Below are 17,808 nucleotides of genomic sequence, written 5' to 3' on the forward strand. Positions count from 1 at the left end.
AAACAGAGAAAAGGGAGGAAGAAAAATGAGCTACTTCACAAAATTGAAGCAAAAAATGGAATCAAAAACCGTAAAAGTTGGGGTAATTGGACTTGGGTACGTTGGTCTGCCCCTCGCAATGGAAATGGCCAAAAGCGGTTTCTCTGTTTATGGGATCGATTTGGATCAGCGAAAGGTAGAAAGCTTGCTCGCAGGCAGGTCATATATCCAGGATGTTCCTTGCGATGTGATCCAATCAAGCCTTTCTGCTCAGCGATTCTTCCCGACAACTGATTATAGGGTGCTCAAGGAGCTGGATGCCGTCAGCATATGTGTTCCAACGCCGCTCAGTGAAAATCAAGACCCGGATACCTCCTTTATTAAGGGAGTTGTCCGTGAAATTATCAAATACAAAAAGAAAAACCTTCTGATTACGCTTGAAAGCACAACTTACCCTGGAACGACAGAAGAATTGATCCAATGGGAGTTCGAAAAGCTGGGTCTGACCGTCGGACAGGATTTCTTCCTTTGCTTCTCTCCTGAGCGTGTAGATCCAGGCAACTATTCCTTTAACACACATAATACGCCAAAAGTAATTGGGGGAACCACGCCAAAGTGCTTGGAGTTGGGGGCCCTGCTGTATAGCAATTTGGTTACCAATGTAGTAACGGTTTCTTCCCCGAAAGTCGCTGAAATGTCTAAATTATTGGAAAATACATTCCGGAGTGTAAACATTGCTTTTATCAATGAAATGGCTATGATGTGCGACAAAATGGGCATCGATGTGTGGGAGGTTATCAAAGCTGCGTCAACGAAACCGTTTGGCTATATGCCGTTTTATCCAGGTCCTGGAATTGGGGGACATTGCATTCCGCTTGATCCGATGTACCTCTCCTGGAAGGCAAAGGGCTTCCGTTTTCATAGCAAATTTATCGAACTGGCACAATCGATTAACGACAATATGCCAGACTATGTGATCAATAAAACCGCACAGGTACTGAATCTTTATGCCAAATCAATCAAAAACTCGCGGATTCTCATTTTGGGGATGGCCTATAAGCCTGACATTGATGATCTGCGTGAATCCCCAGGCTTGCATATTTACGAGCTGTTCCAGGAAAACGGAGCACGTGTCGATTACTACGATCCTTATGCACAAAGCTTTGTCGACAAACGCGGGAACACCATTCGTTCCATTCCGCATGACTTGGAACAAATGAAAAATTACGATTGCATGGTACTCGTTACGAATCATAAGAGCTTTGACTACCAGAAGTTTGCTGATCTGGGTGTAGCCATCATTGATACACGAAATGCTTTTGACAGCATAACGGGTCAACACATATACAAGCTTGGAAATCCGGCAAGGATGCACATCGAGGAAGAACGAGTTGTACTCCTGGCTTAACTAGAAAACTTGCTGATGATTACGGAATAGGGAGGCAATCGTATGTGCGGTATCGTGGGATATATTGGTGAGGGACAAGCGCAACAAATCCTGACAAATGGTTTGCAGAAGTTGGAGTATCGCGGCTACGACTCGGCTGGTGTCGCAATATTTAACGGTGAAAAAATGGAGATTTGCAAATCGAAAGGAAGGCTGGCCGTTTTGGAAGAACGGCTCAACCAATCTCCTATTCAAGGTTGTTTGGGAATCGGACATACGCGTTGGGCCACTCACGGCCGTCCGTCAGATGAGAACTCACATCCGCATACGGATGAATCAGGAAAGTTTTCTGTTGTCCATAATGGTATTATCGAAAACTATCTGGAAATCAAACAGGAGCTTTTGGACCATGGGGTCACGTTTACATCCGAGACCGATACAGAAGTCATTGCTCATCTCATTGCTGTCCTATACGAAGGCGATCTCGTTACCGCAGTTCGAAATGCAGTGCTGCGTATGCGCGGAGCGTATGCTCTCGGTGTTGTTTGCGAGTACGAACCAGATAAAATGGTGGCAGTCCGATTGGCAAGTCCATTAATTATCGGGGTAGGCAAAGGCGAAAACTTCATTGGTTCCGACATCTCTGCGGTTCTTGAGCACACACGCGACATTGTCATCCTGGAAGACGGGGAAATGGCGGTTCTCAAGCAAGACAGCGTTTCTCTCATGAAAGTGGAAACTAGCGAACCGTTTCAGCGAGAGATGTTCCGTGTAGATTGGAATGTGGAACAGACGGAGAAGGACGGCTTTGAGCACTTCATGCTAAAAGAAATTTACGAGCAGCCAAATGCATTCCGTAACACACTGCTCAACCGGATTGACGAGGAAGGAAAGCAAATTGTATTGAAGGATTTTCAATTACAGCCTGAACAAATCAAGCGGTTTGAGAAAATATTCATCATAGCGTGCGGAACCGCATTTCATGCAGGGCTGATCGGCAAGAATGTGATCGAAGAATTGGCGAGGATACCCGTAGAGGTCGATGTCGCTTCAGAATTCAGATATCGACGCCCTATTATATCTGAAAAAACGCTGGTCATTGTCGTGAGTCAGTCGGGTGAGACAGCTGATACGCTGGCAGCGTTGCGGGAGAGTCAACGCCTGGGAGCCAAGGTCTTGGCCATCACCAATGTTCAAGGTAGCTCGATTGCCCGTGAAGCCGATTATGTGCTTGCTACCTTTGCCGGACCGGAAATTGCTGTCGCTTCAACGAAGGCGTACACCTCTCAGGTCATCGTTTTTTATCTGCTCGGATTGTATCTGGCTCAGGTGAGGGAGACGCTTACGACAACAGAACGGGAATTCATGATTGCCAATCTGCGACAACTGCCTGAGCAGGCTGAAAAGGCACTCCAACATGCGGATGATATTCGCGTCTATGCCGAGTCCATCAAAAATCATGCCAGCCTGTTCTTTATCGGTCGAGGTATTGATTATGCTGTGGCGCTGGAAGGGTCCTTGAAGCTGAAGGAAATTTCCTACCTGCACTCAGAGGCATACGCTGCAGGGGAATTGAAGCATGGAACGCTGGCTTTGATCGAAGAGGGGACACCTGTCATTGCCTTGGTGACACAAAAAGAGCTGGAAGAAAAAATGGTTAGCAATATTACAGAAGTGAAGGCACGAGGTGGGAATGTGTTAGCGATCACATTGGAAGGGAATGTTGAATTGCACAGAAATGTAGATGAAGTGTGCTTTGTGCCTGCGACATTGCCTGTGTTTACCCCCATCCTGTCCGTTATTCCGCTGCAGTTGATCTCTTATTACACTTCTCTGGCATTGGGCAATGATGTAGACAAGCCACGGAATCTTGCCAAAAGTGTAACCGTTGAATAAAAAAATATGATTTGAAAGAATCCCGGAACAGCCAGTTTATTGGAGAGAACGGGATTCTTTCCCCATTTTGACTTGTCGGATTTACATTAATTCCGTAAGGGGCTGAATTGTCCATGATGGATTCCACTGACCAAACTCTTGATCAAAAAACGTTGATAGAAATCATGCTTCAGGTTTACGAGAAAGGTCAACAGACAACGACAATGGGAACCAGAGATATTGTTGAGGATATTGTCAACAGAGTAAGGCCGTACTTCAAAGAAGCCAAATAAGTCGATCTGTTGGGAGGATCATATGAGTAGTCGTTATGCAATTGTATTGGCAGCGGGAAAAGGGACACGGATGAGGTCTACGCGGTGCAAAGTGCTCCATGAGGTTTGTGGAAAACCAATGATCCAGCATATTGTCGACCGATTACATGGCCTTGGCATCCATGAGATTATTTTGATTGTAGGGCATGGGGCCGAGCAAGTGAAAAAGCAGTTCGGTGCTTCTGTCCGCTATGCTTACCAGTCCGAGCAATTAGGAACTGCCCATGCAGTGATGATGGCGGCTGACCTCCTGCAAGACAAACAGGGGACAACGATCGTGTTGAGCGGGGATACACCATTGGTGAGGGAGAAAACGCTGGAGCAATTGCTTGCGCAGCATGAAACGCAACGTGCAGCTGCAACTGTCTTAACGGCACGAGTAGACGATCCTACAGGGTACGGGCGATTGATCCGCGACGCAAACGATCTTGTAAAACGGATCGTGGAGCATAAGGATGCAACAGCCGAAGAACGGCTCGTATGTGAAATCAATACAGGAATGTATTGTTTCGACAACCAAAAGCTGTTTCAAGCCATATCCCGAGTGAAAAATGATAATGCCCAGAAAGAGTATTACTTGCCTGACGTTTTGACTATTTTAAACGAGCAAGACGAGCGCATTGGGGCTTTCATGACCGATGATGCGGAAGAGGGGGGCGGCGTGAATGACAGAATCCAGCTGGCTTGCGCCGAGAGATTGCTCCGTATGCGAATCAATGAGGAGCATATGCAAAACGGGGTCACGCTCATTGATCCAACCTCCACTTATATTGATGCCGATGTGTGTATCGGACCTGATACGGTTATTCATCCGGGAACGTACCTCCGTGGGAAAACAACAATAGGATCCAATTGTGTCATCGGACCGAATGCAGACGTAAGTGATTGCGAAGTAGGGTGTAACGTAGAAATTCGTTATGCAAATGCATGTAACAGCATAATTCGTGACGGGGCATTGGTTGGCCCTTATGCCTATATTCGTCCAGGTTCAGATGTAGGTGAGGCGGCAAAGGTCGGAGATTTTGTCGAACTGAAAAATTCACGTCTCGGGAAAGGTGCAAAGGTTGCTCACCTCTCGTATATTGGTGATTCTGATATTGGTGAACATGTAAACGTAGGGTGCGGTACAATCACTGTCAACTACGATGGCGTCCGCAAGCATAAAACGATCGTTGGCGATCACGCCTTTATTGGTTGCAATGCCAATTTGATAGCTCCAGTTACCATCGGGGAGGGCGCTTATGTAGCGGCAGGCTCTACGATCACAGATGATGTTCCGAACGACGCTTTGGCCATCGCCAGAGAACGCCAAAGCATCAAAGAGCAGTATGCCAAACGGTTGATGGCAACCCGCACATAATCGTAGTCAGTAGGAGGATGTCTTATTTTTACAGACAGCATGGAACCAGAACAGAATCGATTAAGCAAAAAAAAGCTACTGCTTGGTTTTGTGATCATCATCATACTAGTCATCGCAATCATCGCTTATTTGTATAGGACTCCGCCGATCATCGCGACCTGGATTTGGAATACGCAGCTCATTGTCACAGAAAGAGAGGAAATCATCGCATTTGCCAAGCAACATGACGTCAATCTCATTTATTTGCATATTGATCAAGAAAATGTTGCCCATCAAGATTATCATTCCTTTATTAAGGCAGCAAATGCATCCGGCATTCGCGTGGATGCTCTTGCAGGAGATCCGGTCTGGTCTCTCGTTTCCAATCGAAAAAGTATTACCACCTTCTTAAACTGGGTTCAGACCTATAATAAATCAGCAGGGGAAGGTGAAAGATTTAGTGGCCTTCATCTCGATATTGAACCTCACGTACTACCCGAATGGAATGAGAACAAGGAAGTAATCAAAAACGAATGGGTAGCCAATATCGAGTACTTGTCCACGGAAATCAAAAAGGACCCGGCGTTGGAGTTAAGTGTCGATATTCCGTTTTGGATGTACGAGCTGTCGCTGGCAGACAAATCGGAAACTGTTAGCAAATGGCTGGTCAGCACGCTAGATCATGTAACGTTAATGGCCTATCGCGACAGGGTAGAGGGACCGAACGGGGTATTGGAAATTGTGAACCCGATCATGAACGAAGCGGACGATCAAAAAAACAAAGTGGTCGTTGGTCTTAACCTGCTGCAAAGCGCAGAGGGAGAAAACACCACCTTTTATGAGGAGGGGCATGGAGGATTGGAGGAGCAGCTGGCCGTTCTCGAAGATAACCTCGGAGAATTTGCAGGCTACGCCGGATACGCCATCCATGATTACGAGAAGTGGAGGGAACTGGTCAAAAAAAGCGAAGCACAAATGGAAGCAAGCAAAGCGTCAAAACCGATGCCTGTATTCGAAAGTGAAGGCAAAAAGCTCGTTGCCAAGGTAGATGGTGGGGATATTGTCCTCTATAACGGGCAGGGCTGGAAACCTGTGTTTTGGGCGGGAATCAATCTGGGTGCAACGACACCAGGACACTATCCTGGAGAGCTCTCCCCGACCCGCGAGGATTACTTGCGCTGGTTTTCGCAAATGAAGGAAATGAATAACAAAGTAATTCGCATTTATACGATTCTACCTCCGATCTTTTATGAGGCTTTACACGAGTTCAACCATAAACAGGAAGAGCCGTTGCTCCTGCTGCAAGGAATCTGGTCGCCGGATGAAGCGCTCGCGGGTGAAGATCGGAAAGGACGGGATGCATTTACTCCCGAAATAACCAAAGATTTTCGCCATGAGATTAAAGACGCTGTACAAGCAATCCATGGAGACGTGACACTCCCAGAGCGGTACGGTCGTGCCAGCGGTGAATATCGGACAGATGTGTCGCAATACTTGGTAGGGTGGATACTGGGTACCGAGTGGTATCCGTATACGGTACAGGTGACGAATGCATCTCATCCGGACATGCCTCCTTATCAGGGAAAATATATCAAGACAACGGAAAAAGCGTCTCCTTTTGAAAGCTGGCTAGCCTTCATGCTTGATTATTTGGCTGAGGAAGAGATGAAATATGGATGGCAGCATCCAGTATCGTTCACAAACTGGCTGACGACCGATCCGCTGTCGCACCCTAACGAGCCGCTACCGCAAGAGGATATGGTCTCGATCGACCCGATGAATCTGAAAGCATCGGTGGAATGGACAGCCGGTTACTTTGCCTCTTATCATGTCTATCCGTACTATCCGGACTTTTTGCGATATGAGGAGAAGTACCAAAAGTACCGGGATTCCAGCGGTAAGTTAGACCCATATGCGGGATACTTGCGTGATCTACGTGCCCACCATAAGGGAATCCCGTTGTTGGTTGCCGAATATGGTGTACCTAGCTCACGGGGAATGGCTCATTATGGGCCTGCTGGACGGAATCAAGGAATGCATACGGAACAAGAGCAGGGCGAGATGAATGCCGATATGCTGCGTAATATTTATGAAGAAGGTTATGATGGCGCACTTTTATTCGCATGGCAGGATGAATGGTTCAAATTTACCTGGAATACGATTGACCTGGAACTGCCTTGGGAACGGAGGGCGATGTGGAGCAATACGTTAACCAACGAGGAAAAATTCGGCGTCATCGCGGTGGAACCCGGTAGTTACGCGTCTGACCAGATCGTTCTCGATGGGAAAACAGCAGATTGGGAAAAAAGACTTCAGCGCGTCAAACGTGCTTATCCGGGATTTGATCTATCTGTTACTCACGATGAAGCGTACTTGTTTCTCATGCTAAAGAAGAGCGAAGGAGAGTGGGATTTCTCAAAGGACACGCTGGATATTGGCTTCGATACGCTAAGTGGTGGGAGTCGAACTGCGGATAAAGCACCAGGTATTACATTTTCCCAAGAGATCGAATTTTTGTTGCGAATGCAAGGGGAAAGCAATTCTCGCATTTTTGTCAATAGTGCCTATGATCAGCATAGTTGGCTATACGGGTACCTAAAGGGAATGCTGCCATGGGACGAGCGTTATGATCAAGCAGATAGCGGCATATTCTTGCCGTGGAAGCTGGCGCTCAACAAAGCATTGTATTTACCAGAAACGAAGAAAACAGTACCTTTCGAAGAGCTGGAAGTGGGCATCATGAAGCCAGGGATTTCTGATCCGCAAGATCCGGCGTACAACTCACTGGCAGATTGGTATGCAAAGGGCAATGTTTTGGAAATACGCATTCCTTGGATGCTTTTAGGGTATACTGACCCGAGCAGCAAACAGGTTTGGAAATATCCGTATGAGGCGAAAGGAACCGTACCAACCGAAAGTAAAGGTGTCGGAGTGGAAGTATTTGCACATTCCCATCAGAAGCCATTCTCGCGCGAAGCCTCCAAACCACTCTTGTACCAATGGGACAAATGGGATCTGCCAACGTACCATGAACGAAAAAAGCAAAGCTTTGAGATACTGCGCAAGGCTTATGAAGCATATGGTACACCAAAGTCTGAGTAACAAACAAAGGTGGTCAACAGCCACCTTTTTTCTATTCGTACCGCACCAAAAAGTATATAAAAAAAGGCGTACAAACCTTGGATCGGTACGTACGCCTTTTTGTCCATCGAAGTTTATCACTGAACTTATTGCCCACCAAAGCGCAGACGTTGAAAGAATTTATTAAGCAAGCCGCCGATAGTTTTTGGAGGTTGTTCTGATTTGACTCGCTCGGCCGGCTGGGCTTGGCGAAGAGCCTGGTTCACATTGATCATACCGTATCCGTATAACTGATCGTGCCCAGGAGCACCGAGGTCAGTCGAGGATTGTCTAATGAGATTCATCACGTCTTGGGAATTCATATTGGGATGAACGGAACGGATGAGCGAAGCGAGTGCAGCGACATGAGGGCACGCCATCGAGGTACCTGATAGCGAGGCATAGTCGCTAGAAATGTACGTGCTCGGAATATCGACCCCAGGAGCAGATACATCCACATAATCACCAAAGTTGGAAAAATCAGCGCGTTCTTTACGGTGATCGACAGCGGCAACGGCAAGGACTTCATCATAGGCAGCAGGAAAGCTAGGCTGATCGCTCGCATCGTTTCCGGAAGCAGCGACTAACACAACATTTTTATCAAAGGCATAGCGACATGCTTCCCGCAGAGCAGCAGAGGAGGTATAGTTACCTACACTCAAGTTGATGACATCCGCTCCGTTATCTGTCGCCCAATAAATGCCTTGTGCGATGTCCACGGCTGATCCCGAACCGTCTGCGCCAATGGCTTTGATCGGCATGAGCTTGCTATTCCAGGACATCCCGGCAATGCCATCTCCGTTATTCGTTTTCGCCGCTATGACACCTGATACGTGTGTACCATGACCATTATCATCCTCAGGTTTGCTACTGCCATCCAAAACGTTGTAGCCTTTGACTAGCTTACCAGCAAATTCCGGATGCTTCATATCCACACCTGTATCGACGACTGCAACGATGACATCACTGCTGCCTTCACTGACGTCCCAACTTTGCTCCATGCCGATCAGAGGTAGATTCCACTGGTATTCCTTGTAATACGTATCGTTTGGTTTCACGTTCGGGAGTAAGAGGTAATTCGGCTCGGCAAATACGGAGTCCGGATGTTCAGCCAGTTTTTTCATGAGCTGCTTGGTAGTCATGCTCTTTGATTTGATAATGAGAAATTTGTCAAAATCACGTTTGATCTTGGCATCCAAAGAAGAAACGAGCTGATCAATTTTTTCTTGCTTGGGGCGTGGTGAAAAGCGCACGACGACTTCATTTTCTACATAATGACTGCGGTCACGCTGGTTATGATGAAGCGTTTGAATATGGCTTTTTTTCTCCAGGTCACGACGGATGTCTTTCACCTGTTCAATGTAGTTAATGCGGGGAATTCTCGCTTGAACCGATGTCACGCGGGGATGAGGTTCGCGCATTTCCTGTTCTGCATTCTGATTCATCCGATACGGGACAACTACGAGACCGACCAAGGCAACAGCGGCAACAAAAGGCCAAACGCGCAAAAAAACTCACTCCCTCCAGTGCTGTTGTCTATAGCGTGCACATGAAGGGAGTGATTATGAAGGAAATAGCTTACAGTTAGCGTAACTAGATTAAACCAAGCTTTGCTAAACCATGTTGGATGCCACTGTCGTTTACGTGACGCGTAATCATATTGGCGAACGGCTTCAACTCTTCATGAGCATTTCCCATCGCTACCCCCATGCCAACATAGGAGAGCATCTCTTTGTCGTTCAATCCGTCTCCAAAGGCAACAGCATCCGCAGGAGTTAGTCCAAAATGTTTTAAGACGGCTTCAATTCCTTTTGCCTTGGAGCCGTTTGGGGGCAAAATATCCATGCAGTGTTCATGCCAACGAATGTAAGAGACGTCATGGAATTCACCCGTGTATCTCGATTCATCAGCGCCACAGTAGAGAAATGCTTGATAAATCGACGTTTCCTCCCAGTAGCGATGGCGATACGCTGGGGATTCCAGTCGCAACCAATCAAACGACTCGATGATATGTGGGTGGTCCGTGGCATTGGCATAGCAGTGATCTGCGCTCAAAAATACCATGGGGTGGGAATGACCCTCCGCCATTTGTTCGAGCTTTGCCAATGTATCTGTAGCAATTGGCGTGTGATGGATGATCTTCCCTTCGCTCTTCACATACGACCCGTTAAAGCCCACGAATGTCTCAATGCCCAATTGCTCAGCGATTGGCATCAAATGATAAGGAGCTCGACCGGTTGCGATCGCGACATGGACACCGTTTTGTTTTAATGTTTGTACGGCGTCCACCGTTGTTTGTGGAATGATGTGATCGGTGTTCAGTAAGGTTCCGTCAATGTCAAAAAAGACGATTTGATAAGCCACTTCTTATCCGCTCCTCTCCACGCTACCTCTAGTTGTTCTCTCTATATAGGTTTTGCACAAAAAAATAGGAAAAGGAATGCCGATGGGACACTCCTTCTCACTTCGCTATTAGAATACAGCTACTTCTGTCTCGCTGTCAAATACATGACATTTGGCAAGATCCATCGCTAGTTTTACCTTCATCTTTGGTTTTAGCGCTTCACGAGAATCCACGCGCGCTACCATCTGGGTATCCCCGATATTGTGGAAATAGACGTACAATTCGGAACCCATGTTTTCTACGACTTCAACTTCTGCTTCCAGTGAACTCTCAAATGGATTTGCTTCCATAAAAGAGGCGTCGCTGTAAATGTCCTCCGGGCGAATACCAAAAATAACCTGCTTATTTACATAACCTTTTTCCCGTAAAGTCTTGGCTTTATCTTCTGGGAAGCGTACATGAATATTTTGCGCATCAAAATAGAGCGCCCCGTCTTTCTCGGAAAGATTCCCTTTCACAAAGTTCATCGCAGGCGAGCCGATGAAGCTCGCTACAAACAGATTGACTGGATGATTGTAGATTTCAGTCGGGGTTGCCACCTGTTGGATAAGGCCGTCCTTCATGACGACGATTCGGTCTCCCATGGTCATGGCTTCCGTCTGATCGTGTGTCACATAAATAATCGTGGTATTCAAACGTTGATGCAGTTTCAAAATTTCCGTGCGCATTTGTACACGCAGCTTCGCATCGAGGTTGGACAATGGTTCATCCATCAAAAATACTTGCGGCTCACGCACGATCGCACGACCCAATGCGACACGCTGTCTTTGGCCCCCGGAGAGAGCTTTTGGCTTGCGGTCTAGTAAATGCGAAATATCGAGGATTCGAGCTGCATCTTGAATTCGCTTATCAATATCGGATTTGGAGAATTTGCGCAATTTCAGGCCGAAAGCCATATTTTCGTATACATTCATATGCGGGTAGAGTGCATAGCTTTGAAAAACCATGGCGATGTCGCGATCTTTGGGAGCCACATCGTTGACTCGACGATCACCTATGTATAGATCACCTTCCGAAATCTCTTCCAGACCTGCAATCATGCGCAGCGTGGTAGATTTTCCACAACCAGATGGTCCGACTAGAACGAGGAATTCGCGATCTTGAATTTCCAAGTGAAAATCGTCAACTGCCGTTACGCTGCTTCCATATCGTTTATAAATGTGGGAAAGACTTACTTTTGCCATGAAAAAGGCACCTCCTCGGGTTTGTGAAGAGAGCAAATTCTTGGATGACTGTAAGGGTAGGGTACCAATTCACTAGCAAGAAGAATATGGACAGTATATACGAAATGTTTTGTTAATTTTGACGAAAGAGAAGGTAGAGCTGCAGCATGACGGCATCAGGAAATAATCGCGGGTCTAAACCGGTTTGTTCCGTCAGCTTGTCCAATCGATACAACAGTGTATTCCGATGAAGGAAAAGCTGCCGTGCTGTATCGCTTACATTCAATTGTCTGGCGAACAACGTATCTAATGTTTCCAGTTGTTCATCTGTCATGTGTGGAACGGTTATGACAGCGGCCAACTCGTTAGCGATTGCGGCTGCTATTTCTTTGGGGAGAGAAGCTGCCCATCGTTCTAACGGATACGACCAGTCCCCAGCAACCATCATTTGTGGTCGATAGGATTGAAGGGCACGCGAGAGTGATACTTGTCGTAAAAGAGTGTCGCCCAATGCAAGTGGACTCGTGATTGGCGATCCGACAACAAGGCGAACGGGTTCCATCCATTCCATCGAAATCAGATCGTGTAAGCCAGATGCCCACTCCAAAAGCTCTGAAGCTGTTTTTTGATGATCGAGCATGGAGACAGGGACGATGAGAAGGGCATGTATTTGCGTCAACGGAATGAAATCGGGTACTCCTTCAAAAAAATCATGCAACAAGGGCTGCAAGGTATCCCATTCTCCCTTGCGATCTGGTCTGCATCGCTCTAATAAAAAGGAGACGCGGGCTTCTTTCCACGGCCATTTCGCTTCCAGCTGAGCAGGGATCGCTACAGGGGAGCCGGAGACAATGCCCGAAAGCCAATGGGATATCTGTTTGGGGAAGGGAAGCGTTGCTGGATCATTCACTTGAGGAAAAATCAGATCCAACAACACTCGGGCTGAAGTATGCCACGATGCCGTTTCAATAAGGATCATTGTCATTACACCGTTGCTCGAATGGATGGCAATTTGCTCCCAGCCTTTTTGTACCCAATCCTGCTGGACTTGTACTGCATCTGTTTGTGAGACTTGTACATATTCGATAGGTAAATTTGTCGCTTGTCGGATGTGCTCGACATCTCTCTTCCATTTTTCCACAAGGTGACCCCCATCTCGACACGAAAGTAAGGCTATTATATCTTAGTCGAGAGCGAGCGTGGCAGCTGTTTCTTGTAGAGCCGGAGCTGGAGCGGCCTTCTCGTTGAATGGAGCATCACTGCCCAGTACATGCAAAGTTATCTCGGGACGGGAACGCAGACGGATGTTTACCCCTGTTTGCCCCAGGCCCTCACTGATGTAAAAGGATCGACCATCCATCTCGTGGAGACCTTTAACGATATTCAGCTTAGGCAGCTTCCCCATCGTTGCGAGATGAAAGGGGCGAGGCCAATGGATCTGTCCGCCGTGAAAATGCCCTGACAACAAATAATCGTAAGCATACTCTTTCATGTGCAAAACTATATTAGGATCATGAGTTAAGACGAGCCTTGCTCCTGTCTCGGGTACACCGTAGAAAGACTTGTCCAGGTTGCTATGGCGTGTGCTGAAATCATCCACACCTACAATGTGCAGGGGCTGCCCCTTGTGATAGATGGTTTCATTTTCGTTGATAAGAACACGACAGCCAATTCGCTCCAACTCTGATTTCAACTGTGCGAGCTTGAAAGGGGTAAGAACGTAGTCGTGATTGCCAAAAACCACATAAGTTCCGAGTGCTGGCTGTAATTGCTGGAGACATTGCACAAAAGCAACTGCCTTCGGAATGTTTTTTTCACGGTCGAGCAAGTCGCCGGTAATCGCAATCAGGTCTACCTGACGCTGCGAGAAGTCATCGACAATACTCTGGGGCAGTACAGATAAGTTTTCCATGTGCAAATCAGACAAATGTAGGATCGAAACCGGCTCAAACTCATGCGGTTGTTGAAGGTGCCGGGATTTTTGCAAGGGTATCGCTACTTCTTTTATTTGAACATCAAATGTATTGCGATAGGCTCGAAAAAGCAACAAGGCGATAGCGCCAAGTAAAGTAAACCAGATCATCATGGTCAGCCATCTCCTTCACAGTAAGAGTACCGTCATTATACAAGAAAAAGTTCGCGATCGAATAAGTAGGTTCTGGCAGGAGGAATTATGCAAAAAATGTAGAAATATTATGAATGTTGCGTAGTGAGAAAAACGATATGTAGAGTGGGAGAGTGAAGACATGAACGTAGAGAAAATTCCAGCAACGGAAGGCACTTATAATCTGGAAAATTATGACGAAGCATATGCGAATTTTGATTGGGCGGATGTGGAGAAGCAATTCTCTTGGTATGAGACCGGGAAAGTGAACATGGTGTACGAAGCCATTGATCGACATCTCGCTACTGATCGGAAAGACAAAATCGCTTTGATGTACAGCAATGCGACGAGAGACGAGACTTATACTTTCGCGCAATTAAGCGAATTATCCAATAAATTCGGTAATGTCTTGCGGAATTTGGGCATTGTGAAAGGGGACCGCGTTTTCGTCTTTATGCCGCGTTCGCCGGAGCTTTATGTAAGCGTTTTAGGCACGATTAAGGTTGGCGCAATCGTAGGACCGCTGTTCGAAGCGTTCATGGAAGCGGCTGTGCGCGATCGCTTGGAAAATAGCGAAGCCGTTGCGATCGTTACGACACCTGCACTCTTGCCACGCATTCCGGTAAGTGACCTGCCTGCATTAAAACACGTGATTGTTGTAGGTGCAGAAGAGGAGCTAAAAGAAGGTCACATCCGTTTTGAAAAAGCGATGGAAGAAGCCTCCACTGAGCTGGAAATCGAATGGGTTGATCGTGAGGATGGCATGATCCTCCATTACACTTCAGGCTCAACGGGCAAGCCAAAGGGTGTTCTGCATGTTCACAATGCCATGATCCAGCACTACCAAACTGGGAAATGGATTCTCGACTTGCAAGAGGATGATATTTATTGGTGCACAGCAGACCCAGGCTGGGTAACGGGTACTTCTTACGGCATTTTTTCACCTTGGTTGAATGGAGCAACAATTGTCGTACGTGGCGGACGTTTCACTCCCGAAGACTGGTATAAAGTCATTGAGAAAAACAAAGTATCGATTTGGTTCAGTGCTCCGACTACGTTCCGCATGTTCATGGGGGCAGGGGATGAACTTGTCAAGCAATATGACTTATCCAGTCTGCGTCACGTCCTGAGCGTTGGCGAACCACTCAATCCGGAAGTCGTTCACTGGGGTATGCGCGTGTTTAATCAACGCATTCACGACAACTGGTGGATGACGGAAACAGGTGCTCAGCTGATTTCTAACTATCGCTGTATGGCGATCAAGCCTGGATCGATGGGTAAGCCGTTCCCAGGTATTTATGCAGCGATTATTGACGACCGTGGAAATGAGCTGCCGCCGAATCGAATGGGGAACCTGGCAATCCGTACAGGTTGGCCAGCCATGATGAGACAAATCTGGAACAACCCAGCGAAGTACGAAGAATACTTCAGCATCCCAGGCTGGTACGTGTCCGGGGATTCTGCATACAAGGATGAAGAAGGCTACTTCTGGTTCCAAGGCCGTATTGATGATGTGATCAATACTTCCGGTGAGCGAGTCGGTCCGTTTGAAGTAGAGAGCAAGCTCGTGGAGCATCCAGCGGTAGCGGAAGCGGGTGTCATCGGCAAACCGGATCCGGTTCGTGGTGAAATTATCAAAGCGTTCATCTCGCTGCGAGCTGGCTATGAGCCAAGTGAAGCGTTGATGGATGAAATTCGCAAGTTTGTGAAAGAAGGACTGGCTGCGCATGCTGCTCCTCGTGAAATTGAATTCCGCGACAAGTTGCCAAAAACGCGTTCCGGAAAAATCATGCGCCGTGTCTTGAAAGCATGGGAATTAGGTCTACCGACGGGTGACCTGTCTACCATGGAAGATTAATCACAAGAAAAACCATCTCTCGAAAATGTCGGGAGATGGTTTTTTTGTTAGGAATGGCTATGTTGTTTATGATCATGCGCATGGTCGTGGTTGTGATCATGGTCATGGTCGTGATCGTGAGAATCGGCTGTTGCCTGGCAATGTAAGCCACCGTGTGTAGTAGACGAGTTCTCAATCTGGATGGTAGCGTGTGTAATGCCGAATTCTTTTTCCAAAAGGGCCAATGCATCATTTAACACAGGGTAGCTAGGTAAGTCGTCCTCAACAACCAAATGGCATGTCAGGGAATCGAATCCGGAAGTAACCGTCCAAATATGGAGGTCATGCACTTTGCTAACTCCAGCTAGCTGACTGAGTCGTTCTTCGACTTTTGTCGTATCCAGCCGTGAAGGAGCGCCTTCCAGCAAAATATTGACGGATTCTTTCGTTACGCGCCATGCGCTCAGCATGATCAGGACAGCCACGACGATACTGATAATCGGGTCGGCAATGTACCAGCCAAAAGCCCACATCAGGATACCACCAATGATTGCACCGACAGAACCGAGAAGATCGCCGAGAACATGGAGATATGCACTGCGTACATTGACGTTGTTCTTGGTATCGCCACGCATGAGTACAATGGCGGCAGCAATATTTGCCAAGAGGCCAACTGTGGCGATGATGATCATGGAGCCGCTGGCAACCTCAGGCGGATTCCACATGCGTTGGAATCCTTCCCAGAAAATGAACAGGGAAATTAGTACAAGTGTAACACCATTGGTCAGTGCAGCTAAGATTTCAAAGCGCTTCAGCCCGAAGGTTCTCTTGGCAGAAGGTGGTCGTGCAGCGAAATGAACAGCGATTAAGCTCAATAGAAGCGCCAATGCATCGCTTAACATATGCCCAGCATCAGAGAGCAACGCCAAACTATTGGTGAGGAAGCCCCCGATGGTTTCTACAACCAAAAATACAGCAATGATGAGGAAAGAAATGAGAAGAGCTCGTTTACTGGCTCCTTTTCCATGGTGATGGTGATCGTGACCATCTCCATGATCGTGATGATGAAAGCTCATGATTGTGTCCTCCTTATAAAACGAATGATTTATAGATGCTCTGCTAAATAAAGCGCGTCATTCCCGACACCGCCCATTAGCGCTGATCCTCGCGTATGCTGCCAGGGCAGCCCGAGAAAGGATAGCCCAGGAACGTTTGTTATCCCTCGATTATGAATCGGTCGGCCATGGGAATCGAGCACATTGGGAACGTTTAGCCAATCGTAGTTCGGTCGAAAACCGGTAGCCCACAATATGTTGTTGACCGTTGCTTGTGTTCCATCTGCAAAAGTAGCGGTATTTCCGTTTACCTGTAGTGCTCGGGAAACCAATCGCAATGCTCCGGTTCTGGACAGTTCTTGGACCTGCTTTTTGTAACCGAATATCGGATCAGGTGATTGACTCAATTTTTGGCCAAGCCAGGTGGAGCGGGGGACATCAAGTAAACCGAATGTCCTCATGTAATCAAATATAGGTTTTCCAAAAATGAAGAGCGGCAAGTAAGAACGTGATTCTCCTTGAGAAAAAACAACGGGTCGATGAGCGGCAAGCTCTACTGCAATTTGTGCGCCAGAGTTGCCACTGCCTACGACGAGGACAGGACCGTCAATGAGCTGGCTTTCATTTTTGTACTGTGCCGTGTGCCATTGCCGAATGGTCGGGTCTAGGCTGTTTGCGATAGCCGGGATATAGGGTGTATGAAAGGGACCCGTAGCAATCACTACTTGGTTCGCGAAGAGCAAGCTGTCTTGTGTCCGAACCTGAAATCTAGATTCGGCATGGCTAAGTTCCAAAACGGTTGTTCTCAGCATGACTGGCAATTCGAAATGTTTCGCGTACATTTCCAGATAGTCTGCTGCATCGTCTTTGTTTGGGAGTGAATGCGGCTTTCCTGGGAAAGCGAGACCAGGTAGATGATTATATTGGCGTGGTGTAAAAAGCACGAGTGAATCGTACCGCTGCCGCCAACTATCCCCGATCCGTTTGTTTTGCTCCAAGATGACAAAACGGCGATTTTTACGCTTGAGTGCATATCCGAGAGCAAGTCCTGCCTGCCCTCCACCAATTATGATGACGTCATAGTCGTTCATGATTAGGGCCTTCTTTCGGTAAGGATTAACTAAATCATACCATATTCATTATCATATTCAAGTAATTGTTTGAATGTTTTTTGAGCATCAGCAAAAAAAGGCCGCCACTCATAGTGACGGAC

At 47.2% G+C, this 17,808-nt stretch carries 13 protein-coding genes; 6 read left to right on the forward strand and 7 right to left on the reverse strand.

What is annotated here, in order from left to right; genetic code table 11:
• Window positions 1-25: 25 nt before the first annotated feature.
• From ACFVS2_RS00170 to ACFVS2_RS00190, 5 genes are all read left to right on the forward strand, one after another.
• Complete coding sequence (locus ACFVS2_RS00170; RefSeq protein WP_390229588.1) at window positions 26-1,387, forward strand: nucleotide sugar dehydrogenase; 1,362 nt, start codon at window positions 26-28, stop codon at window positions 1,385-1,387.
• Between the two features lie 42 nt (window positions 1,388-1,429).
• Window positions 1,430-3,262, forward strand: a complete 1,833-nt coding sequence (gene glmS / locus ACFVS2_RS00175; RefSeq protein WP_390229591.1) for a glutamine--fructose-6-phosphate transaminase (isomerizing) — start codon at window positions 1,430-1,432, stop codon at window positions 3,260-3,262.
• Window positions 3,263-3,375: 113 nt separating this feature from the next.
• Window positions 3,376-3,534, forward strand: a complete 159-nt coding sequence (locus tag ACFVS2_RS00180; protein WP_157966782.1) for a YwzD family small protein — start codon at window positions 3,376-3,378, stop codon at window positions 3,532-3,534.
• Window positions 3,535-3,556: 22 nt separating this feature from the next.
• Window positions 3,557-4,933: a bifunctional UDP-N-acetylglucosamine diphosphorylase/glucosamine-1-phosphate N-acetyltransferase GlmU gene (gene glmU, locus ACFVS2_RS00185; protein WP_390229595.1), complete on the forward strand. Its 1,377-nt coding sequence runs from the start codon at window positions 3,557-3,559 to the stop codon at window positions 4,931-4,933.
• A 39-nt stretch (window positions 4,934-4,972) separates the two neighbouring features.
• A complete protein-coding gene (locus tag ACFVS2_RS00190; protein ID WP_390229598.1) occupies window positions 4,973-8,014 on the forward strand; it encodes a hypothetical protein in 3,042 nt (1,013 codons plus the stop codon).
• Window positions 8,015-8,139: 125 nt separating this feature from the next.
• On the opposite strand, the gene ACFVS2_RS00195 is transcribed toward ACFVS2_RS00190, so the two are convergent.
• The 5 genes from ACFVS2_RS00195 to ACFVS2_RS00215 all read right to left on the reverse strand — a co-directional run bounded on the left by ACFVS2_RS00195 (window position 8,140) and on the right by ACFVS2_RS00215 (window position 13,682).
• Window positions 8,140-9,540, reverse strand: a complete 1,401-nt coding sequence (locus ACFVS2_RS00195) for a S8 family peptidase (protein ID WP_390229601.1) — start codon at window positions 9,538-9,540, stop codon at window positions 8,140-8,142.
• An 85-nt stretch (window positions 9,541-9,625) separates the two neighbouring features.
• Complete coding sequence (locus tag ACFVS2_RS00200) at window positions 9,626-10,396, reverse strand: Cof-type HAD-IIB family hydrolase (RefSeq protein ID WP_390229604.1); 771 nt, start codon at window positions 10,394-10,396, stop codon at window positions 9,626-9,628.
• A gap of 108 nt (window positions 10,397-10,504) precedes the next feature.
• Window positions 10,505-11,620, reverse strand: coding sequence for an ABC transporter ATP-binding protein (locus tag ACFVS2_RS00205; protein WP_173620875.1), 1,116 nt, complete (start codon window positions 11,618-11,620; stop codon window positions 10,505-10,507).
• A gap of 112 nt (window positions 11,621-11,732) precedes the next feature.
• On the reverse strand, window positions 11,733-12,740 hold the full coding sequence (locus ACFVS2_RS00210) for a PucR family transcriptional regulator (protein WP_390229608.1): 1,008 nt from the start codon (window positions 12,738-12,740) through the stop codon (window positions 11,733-11,735).
• Window positions 12,741-12,782: 42 nt separating this feature from the next.
• A complete protein-coding gene (locus ACFVS2_RS00215) occupies window positions 12,783-13,682 on the reverse strand; it encodes a metallophosphoesterase (RefSeq protein WP_390232342.1) in 900 nt (299 codons plus the stop codon).
• Window positions 13,683-13,845: 163 nt separating this feature from the next.
• On the opposite strand from ACFVS2_RS00215, the gene acsA reads away from it, so the two are divergent.
• The gene (gene acsA / locus ACFVS2_RS00220) at window positions 13,846-15,561 is read left to right on the forward strand and encodes an acetate--CoA ligase (RefSeq protein WP_390229611.1); all 1,716 of its coding nucleotides are present in this window, start codon (window positions 13,846-13,848) and stop codon (window positions 15,559-15,561) included.
• A gap of 47 nt (window positions 15,562-15,608) precedes the next feature.
• Here acsA and ACFVS2_RS00225 read toward each other — a convergent pair whose 3' ends face one another.
• Window positions 15,609-16,616, reverse strand: coding sequence for a cation diffusion facilitator family transporter (locus ACFVS2_RS00225; protein WP_390229614.1), 1,008 nt, complete (start codon window positions 16,614-16,616; stop codon window positions 15,609-15,611).
• A 29-nt stretch (window positions 16,617-16,645) separates the two neighbouring features.
• Entirely contained in the window at window positions 16,646-17,686 is a 1,041-nt protein-coding gene (locus ACFVS2_RS00230; protein WP_390229617.1) for a flavin-containing monooxygenase, read from the reverse strand.
• Window positions 17,687-17,808 lie beyond the last annotated feature (122 nt).

Source organism: Brevibacillus sp. NPDC058079, from assembly GCF_042885155.1.
Classification (GTDB): domain Bacteria; phylum Bacillota; class Bacilli; order Brevibacillales; family Brevibacillaceae; genus Brevibacillus.